A 1,167-nucleotide genomic window follows, 5' to 3' on the forward strand; every position below is an offset into this window, starting at 1 on the left:
AAGTTGAAATTGAGCACGACCCGGTCATCAAAGACGTAGACCGAGTTGACAAAGGTATCAATGATCTGCCGCTGGTGTTCCGTACTGCCCACGTCACCCTTGCGGAATTTCTCAAGCCAGAATCGAATCCACTCACGGGTCAGGACGGGCTTTTTCAGCTCTTCTTCCAGAATGCTGGTGTTCAGGGCTTCTTTCCGGGCTTCCAGCTCGTCCAACCGCTGCTTGGTGGTCGGGGTCAGGATGCCCTGTTCAATGGCTTCCAGAAGATTTGCCAGCCGCTTCTCTGTGTCCCTGAGCTGGTCTTTCAGGAAAGGCAGCCGGGTGTTCTCCTTCTGCTGGGCTTCCATGACCAAATCTATCAGCCGTTCGATGATTTCATCGCTGAAAATCACCTTAATGGCGGTGTCCACCACGAACCGTTCCAGCGGCTCCTTGCGGATGGCTTTCAGGTCGCAATGCGCCTTGCCGTGGCGTTTGGCGTTGCCGCACTTATAGTAATAGTAGGTGTTTCCCATGTGGCTGGTGCCGCTTTCGCCGCCCATCAGGGTGCCGCACTTGCCACAGAACAGCTTGGTGGTCAGCAAATAGCTCACATCCTCTTTTGCAGGCCGACCATGGGCGATCCTGTTCTGCTCAAAACGCTGCTGTACCCGGTTGAACAAATCCTCGTCCACGATGGCGGGAATGCCGCCCGGTGTCACGATGTCTTTATAGCGGTACTCGCCTATGTAGCGGCGGTTCCGGAAGATCTGGAAGAAGCTGTTCTTCACGAACGGCTTCCCGGTGCGGGTACGCAGACCGCGCTCGTTCAGGGATGCTGCGATCTTCTCGGCCGGTTCGCCGTCAGCATACCGGCTGAAGATTTCCTGCACGATGGGAGCCGTCTCCAGGTCGATATGGTACAGCCTGTCCTCCTTGCCAATGGTGAAGCCCAGCGGAACCACACCGCCGTTATACTTGCACTGAAGGGCATTTTCGCGCTCACCGCGCGCCACTTTCAGGGCCAGTTCGGCGGAATAGTATTCCGCCATGCCGATCAGCATACTCTCCACCATAATGCCTTCAGGCCCCTGCGAGATGGGTTCCATAGCAGACACCAGATGGACACCGTTCTTTTCCAGCTGGTACTTGTAGTTCACGGCATCGAATCGGTTCCGGGCAAAGCGG

General features: G+C 56.2%; 1 protein-coding gene. It reads right to left on the reverse strand.

Features of this window, described 5'->3' with window-relative positions; translation table 11 throughout:
* Positions 1-1,167: recombinase family protein (locus tag AAAU26_RS14110; protein ID WP_349181107.1), on the reverse strand; the 1,167-nt coding region annotated here is incomplete at both ends.

Source organism: Faecalibacterium longum, from assembly GCF_040094125.1.
GTDB classification, from domain to species: Bacteria; Bacillota; Clostridia; order Oscillospirales; family Ruminococcaceae; genus Faecalibacterium; species Faecalibacterium longum.